Origin of the sequence: Paenibacillus glycinis (assembly GCF_009909185.1) — a bacterium.
GTDB lineage: Bacteria > Bacillota > Bacilli > Paenibacillales > Paenibacillaceae > Paenibacillus_Z > Paenibacillus_Z glycinis.
The window spans coordinates 1-6318 of the sequence record NZ_JAAAMV010000044.1 but is presented as its reverse complement, the minus strand read 5'-3'; the positions used below and the strand labels follow the sequence as shown (position 1 = coordinate 6318).

Sequence of the window (6318 nt, the reverse complement as noted above, 5' to 3'; positions counted from 1 at the left end):
TTTCAAGGTGATGAAATCCTGCGAATGAGTGAGTATATGTGAGATAAACCCTTAAAACCGAGGGACGGGCAGTTTAGTTGAGCAGATTTTAACTAATTTTACAAATGCAAACTAGAAGGATATTCTTAAGAAAAAGAGAGAATAGGGAGGAAGTAAATGGCACTCGAAGTTATTGAAGAATTGGAATTGTTAGAGCAAAAGTTTTCAGGTATTTATTCGGATGTTCAAGAAGAAGCGAAAAAAAATGATATTCGTTTGTCTGAATATCACTTTGCTTATGCCCATATTGCACAAGATAAGTTTTCAATAACGTTTTATCACAATGAGTTTTCAGACGACTCTTTTTATTTAAATTACCTAATTAAGCCCGATGGATTTATTTGTTTTGAAGTTAGTATTAATGGAGAGTAAGTGGGGGTCTTAAAATAACGGGCAACATTACACGATGGCAGTTGGCTTAATGGTCAGCTGCGTTCATTGAAGTAACGGGCAGGATACTTCCATAACTATAAAAATGTGCTATTTTGCGCGACGCAACAATGAACCACACGGATACGTCTATTATATGGGAAGGGAAAATTTTCAATTTATTAAAGGAGTGAAACTAGATGGCATACACTAAAAATCTTCTAGTAGCCGTGGTTTTCCTGTCAATCGTTTTAGCCTTCAATCCAAACGTATCAGAAGCAAGTGCGAGCTCAACATTCTTAAATATTGATGGTTATTACTTACTTTCTAGCGCACCCCTAGCACCATACATCGATGATAATAATCGCATGATGGTGCCTATGCGAACATTCTCGAAGTTGTTTGGAGCAACAGCGACCTATGAAGTGGCTAGTAAAACGGCGACAATCATGGAAGGTAATCGTTCGCTAAAGTTAACAGCAAATTCTAAAATTATTGAAGTAAATGGCCAAAAATTCAAACTAGATACGGTACCCGTGTTAAAAAATAACAGTTTCTTTTTGCCGCTCAAGTCTGTTGCAGACGCATTTCAGATTCGTACATCCATCCTAGACATGGGGTATGGAACGGAGAAAACGATCACAATTGAAGATGGTCGATTTCTGGAGCAAGGAGTGCTGAAAGAAATCAATGAAATGAGAAGTAATGATCAAGAACAATACAAGAATTATGGTGTGTTCCCAACAGCCCTTACTTTTGATAAGAACAAACAGCAAGTCGAAATACATATAAAGTCGAGAAACATCTTGGGAGAGAAAATTAACTTTAAAGATGTTAAAAGCGGCGTGTGGGTAGTTTCAAACAATGAGATACAACAAGTTTTAAGTGATGTTACTGAGGATTTAAAGGTTGGAAAAGGCGAAATCATGGAGCAGCGATACCCGACAAATAACAAAAACACTAGTGAAGTCGATTACGTTTTTTACTTCCCTAGAATTCAGGAATAGGTTGCGTGTTATTTATGGATTAGCATTCTTCATTGAAGTAACTGGGAACGATAGTTTAAATAACTATGACGAAGCTCCCGGTACGTTAACGGGCAATTTAGTCCCCCTATATTTAGGTCATTGAGTGCGATTATATTTTGAGAAGATAGACACCTTCAATTATTATTGAGTAATCAATTATCTATTTATTCTCTGAAACCATTAATATTTTGAGGAGCAAAGAAATGAGCGAATTTAGTCAAAGCTATCATTTATTGGGTAAGAATGAAAACGCAGTTGAACTCATCAAGTTTGCAGGTCAACGGGGTTATTTATTTGAAGATAACAATCGGTGGACTACGTTTGTAATCTTGGGTGATATATTTAGCCCATCAGACTCCATTGTTGAAGCCAATAAAGATTTGCTTGTCCATTACGTGTACGCTGAAGACCACGGTTGGAGTTTATCCATTTTCAAGCAGTCTGTTCCTATCTTTAAATTTGATTGTTCCTGGGATAGTATTGAGGACTTTGATTTTACTGAAGAGGAGTTGGCTGAGATGTTAGGTGAAAGGGACATAACTGCTACTTCCGGCGACATTTTTGACCTGGATGTTATTAAAAAACTAGTCGAAGAGGCTGGTAATGATGTGTCTGACTTAGAAGCGCTATTTACGAAAGATCGCGAAGCTATGATTGCTATGGAGAGCCCTTGCGCTTATCTGATTGCTAAGAAGCTTGGTATTTCCAATTATGCATGGATTTCGGTTGAATCTCTCGAGAAAAACGAAGGTATTTACAAAAATGTAATTAAAGTTTAAGTCCAATAGAGATTTTTGGTTCAACCAAGTTGAATGAAAACGTAACGGCAGCCGGCTGCCGTTTCCCATTGAAGTAACGGTCAGGATACTTTAATGTCAAATAGAATAGATAAAAGAAAGAACATTCCTTTTGAGGTGATATGACATGCACGCCTTCGTACGAAATGGAGATATTCTTGGCGACTTGTTCTTGCCCGATCCGGATAAAGACAACGGAGTAGGAATTGTATGGTGTCCAGGCCTGCCTAATACACCTATAACAGAAGATATGTCTATTCCTTTATCAAATGCAGGATTTACTGTTTTACAGACAAGGTATCCAGGAAGTTGGCAAAGCTATGGAAAGTTTGGTCCGATAAGTTCGATTCAAGGTGCTATTCGGGGCTTAGAACTGCTTTCGAGGGGCAAAACTCTCGATTTGGCAACGGAGATGGAAGTGCAGTGGTCAACAAATCGTCTTATATTGGCGGGGAGCAGTTATGGTGGCGGGGTGGCGGCATGCGCATTTGGATTGACAGACTTGGCAGATGCTGCTGTTTTGTTCTGTCCACTGCTTGAACCTGCGAAACAGAACGCAGACATAACTCAACCCGAAAGCGATTTAAATACGTTACTGCCTTATCTTATGCGGTGCCATGAAAATGTGTTTCGAGAAATAGATGAGAATGAATGGAGCGATTTCTTAAGTGGGCGGTCTCCATTGAATCCACCTTCCTACGTAGATCAACTTATCAATCGCAGGATGCTTTTAATACATGGTAAAGATGATGAAACAATTCGTTATTATCACACGGAGCGGTTTTATAACACATTACATGAAGCCAGTGAGGATACACAAGCTCAACTTATTCTGGTAGAAGATATCGGTCATGGTAAAGGATTGCGATCTAAGACTTGGGATTTTTGGACGAATTGGATGTTAAGCTAACGAGAACTATAGTTCAAACACGATATGCGGTAGCCGGTCAAACGATCAGCTGCCGTTTGCTTTGAAGTAACGGGCAGTGCGCGCCTAGTTAAGCTAGGCACAACTTACTGATGTAAGTTCAGTCGGGGTAGGGACCAAGCCGCCTCGTAGCTAGCAGGCAGACGTCGGCGAAATCCGGCGGCTGAAACCCTGCGAAAAGTCGCGCTCTAAGCGATGAAGCAAATCTGCAGGCCGTAATGAAAATGAATCCTACCGCATCGTGAAACTGAACCCGAAAGGGACAAGAGGGAGCCGAGCCACGACTGCCCCGGCGAAGGCCATGGAAGGCGCGAAGATCTTGGAATGCAGCGCAGAAGAACCCTCCGGTGTAAAGGGATCGGCATGTAGAGACAGTTGTGTCTGGAACTAGGGAGACCCTCCCTCGTACGAAGTTTTTTTTTCGTAACGAGCAATCCTATAAGCCCTAAAGGTGAAATGGTGAGCTGCGGGAAGGGAGTCGGAGGGGGCCATAGTACCAATGATCCGGCGGACAACATAACCCCGGGGAGGGAAGGGCGTCGAAAGGCAATACCCCACTTCGTTCACGGGATATCAAGGAGGTAAGAGCAAGTGAATGCCGAATACACGGCTAACGCCACCAATGAAAACGCTCGACAACTCCAAAATACCCTCTATCTTGCGGCTAAGGTAAATCCCAAGCGTAAGTTTCATGCCCTGTACGACAAAGTGTTCCGAAAAGATATCCTGCAAGAAGCTTGGGCAAGAGTGAAAACCAATCGCGGCAGTGCCGGCGTCGATGGACAAACGATCGCATTTATCGTTCGAGAGGTTGGCGAAGAATCCTTCATTGAAGAGATCAGGCACCAACTGATGAATGGTGAATACCGACCATCTCCGGTCAAGCGGAAAGAGATTCCGAAGCCGGACGGAAAGACGCGTCCCTTGGGTATTCCAACCGTCCGTGACCGGACGATTCAGATGGCAACAAAATTAGTAATCGAGGGCATATTCGAAGCAGATTTCAAAGATTGCTCGTACGAATTTCGCCCCAAGCGGTCGGCTCATCAGGCTAGTAAGAGCATCCGAAAAAGCATCAATTGGGGTATCGTTAACTGGGTGGTCGACGTAGATATTTCAGGCTACTTCGATAATATCTCCCACAGCAAGCTGATGAAACTGGTCGAAGAACGGATCTGCGACAGGCGCATTCTGAAGTTAATTAGACAGTGGCTTGAAGCAGGTGTAATGAAGGATGGTGTATGGCACAAAACGGAGATCGGCAGCCCACAAGGCGGCGTAATCTCTCCGCTTCTGGCCAACATCTATCTCAACTACCTCGATACGATATGGGAAAAACGGTTTTCCCATATCGGAAAGCTAGTAAGGTATGCCGACGATCTTGTCATTCTGTGCCGATACAAACCGCAGGCGCTCGAGGCGATTCAGGTCCTTAAGGCGATCTTTGGGAAACTGGAATTGACCATGAACACGTCCAAATCTAAGCTAGTGTGTTTGTGGAAGAACCAGGACGGGTTCGACTTCCTTGGCTTTCATCATCGGAAGATGCCTTATCTCCATAAAACCGGGACAAAGTATCGACTGCGAAGCTTTCCATCGAAGAAAGCAATGAAGAAGATGCGCACTCGTGTGAAGGAAGAAACGGCATCAAGAGGGCGGCTGCAATGGTCGCTCAAATTGATGGTCGAGCTGCTCAATCCCATGATCCAAGGATGGCGCAATTACTACGCGCATCTGGATGTGGATCGAGGAATGGCAAACCGATTCCTTGCCAAGATTGACTGGTACGTCCTTAGGAGACTTAGGATTTTCTGGAATAACAAACACAGAAAGCGCAAGCAGAATTGGTCAGAGATGCACTTAATGCTTCAACGTACAGAACTGAAAACAATATGCATATGGAAAAACCGTACTGCCCTAGATGAAGAACGTCGGAAAGCCGTATGCGGGAAAACTGCACGTACGGTTTGATGAGGAGGGGCTGGGATTCTCAGTCCTTTACTCTACTTAGCTTAGAACAAAAATGCGGTCGCCATGCGATTCATGCAAAATAGTGTTTTGAGAATCAGGTATTAAATTGGGCAAGTTAATTAAATTATTCCGTTGAACAGTGACGATGGAAATGGTATTTTATATTTTTAAACCAGCAAGGTAATAAGGAGGGTCACTATGCTGCCTGAGCTCAAAGAAATATTAAAAAATACACAACATTTTACTGAGATTTGGGTGGGTACAGATCTAACTAAGATTAAGTTCAACTTATTGGAAACTAAGATATCAAGGGATAGGGAAATAGAGAAATTCACGTTGGTGTCTTGCCCGAATACATTCAATACACTTGAAGAGGCGTTTGTTGCCGTAACGAAAAAAATCATTTCTTACTATGAAGGTTGGAAAGACGACCAGTTTAATGGAGATACTGTGGAGGAGCTGCTTAAACCTATTGCCGATATTTGGATACCTGGATATTTTAATAGTAAATATAGTAAAGATGAAACTCAGAACGAGAGGTATATGAATTCCGTAAAAAGAGATTTAACTATGCTTTATCCTGAAGAAATTAACCATCTGTTAACTAATCTCAAGGTTATTGCATTTAATCAAGGAAACTTATCACAGGATGCCTTTGGAATCTCGGATGAAATCTGTTTTGTTGCAGGGTGGTCACTTGATAAATATTAATCAAAAGGGTATTGCAGTTGTCAAGCTCCTATCAAATAAACAACAATAAAATGTTTAAAAGCTATGCCTGCTTCCAGCCTTTTAACGGGAGAGGTCGTTCTGCTAACTGGAGACGATAGCACAATTCGAAGGGCTACCACGCGGCAGCTGCGCTAACTGAAATGGAGGGATTATATGGACATTTTTGTTTATTGTATAGGTGTGGTTCTCGTATTAGGTGTACTCAGAATCGATGGCATGTTGAAGAATCATTTAGAGAATGATAAACGTATCATTGAAAGGCTTGATGCTATAATTAATAATCAAAAGCAAAATAAGAATGAGCCATGATTGAACTATATGGGAACAATAGTTCAACGATACTTGGAGCAGTTGCCGCGGCAACCGCTCCTCTTTTTCATTGAAGTAAAACATTCCTGTTAAGGCTAAGAAATCACCTTTGTCAAAAAAGGAGCGCCTCGGTATGATGGGTTTG

General features: G+C 42.0%; 7 protein-coding genes. 6 read left to right on the top strand and 1 reads right to left on the bottom strand.

Annotation, left to right across the window (positions count from 1 at the left end):
- Positions 1 to 156: 156 nt before the first annotated feature.
- The 6 genes from GT019_RS31430 (at position 157) to GT019_RS31405 (ending at position 5843) form a co-directional block, all read left to right on the top strand.
- Complete coding sequence (locus GT019_RS31430; protein ID WP_161747391.1) at positions 157 to 411, top strand: hypothetical protein; 255 nt, start codon at positions 157 to 159, stop codon at positions 409 to 411.
- 197 nt (positions 412 to 608) lie between these two features.
- Complete coding sequence (locus GT019_RS31425; RefSeq protein WP_161747390.1) at positions 609 to 1415, top strand: copper amine oxidase N-terminal domain-containing protein; 807 nt, start codon at positions 609 to 611, stop codon at positions 1413 to 1415.
- 224 nt (positions 1416 to 1639) lie between these two features.
- Positions 1640 to 2215 (top strand): hypothetical protein, encoded by a 576-nt coding sequence (locus GT019_RS31420; RefSeq protein ID WP_161747389.1) that lies wholly within the window; start codon positions 1640 to 1642, stop codon positions 2213 to 2215.
- Positions 2216 to 2360: 145 nt separating this feature from the next.
- Positions 2361 to 3143: an alpha/beta hydrolase family protein gene (locus GT019_RS31415; RefSeq protein ID WP_161747388.1), complete on the top strand. Its 783-nt coding sequence runs from the start codon at positions 2361 to 2363 to the stop codon at positions 3141 to 3143.
- A gap of 609 nt (positions 3144 to 3752) precedes the next feature.
- On the top strand, positions 3753 to 5132 hold the full coding sequence (gene ltrA, locus GT019_RS31410; RefSeq protein WP_161747387.1) for a group II intron reverse transcriptase/maturase: 1380 nt from the start codon (positions 3753 to 3755) through the stop codon (positions 5130 to 5132).
- Between the two features lie 198 nt (positions 5133 to 5330).
- The gene (locus GT019_RS31405) at positions 5331 to 5843 is read left to right on the top strand and encodes a hypothetical protein (RefSeq protein WP_161747386.1); all 513 of its coding nucleotides are present in this window, start codon (positions 5331 to 5333) and stop codon (positions 5841 to 5843) included.
- Positions 5844 to 6095: 252 nt separating this feature from the next.
- On the opposite strand, the gene GT019_RS32240 is transcribed toward GT019_RS31405, so the two are convergent.
- Positions 6096 to 6318: hypothetical protein (locus GT019_RS32240; RefSeq protein WP_235949633.1), on the bottom strand; the 223-nt coding region annotated here is incomplete at its 5' end.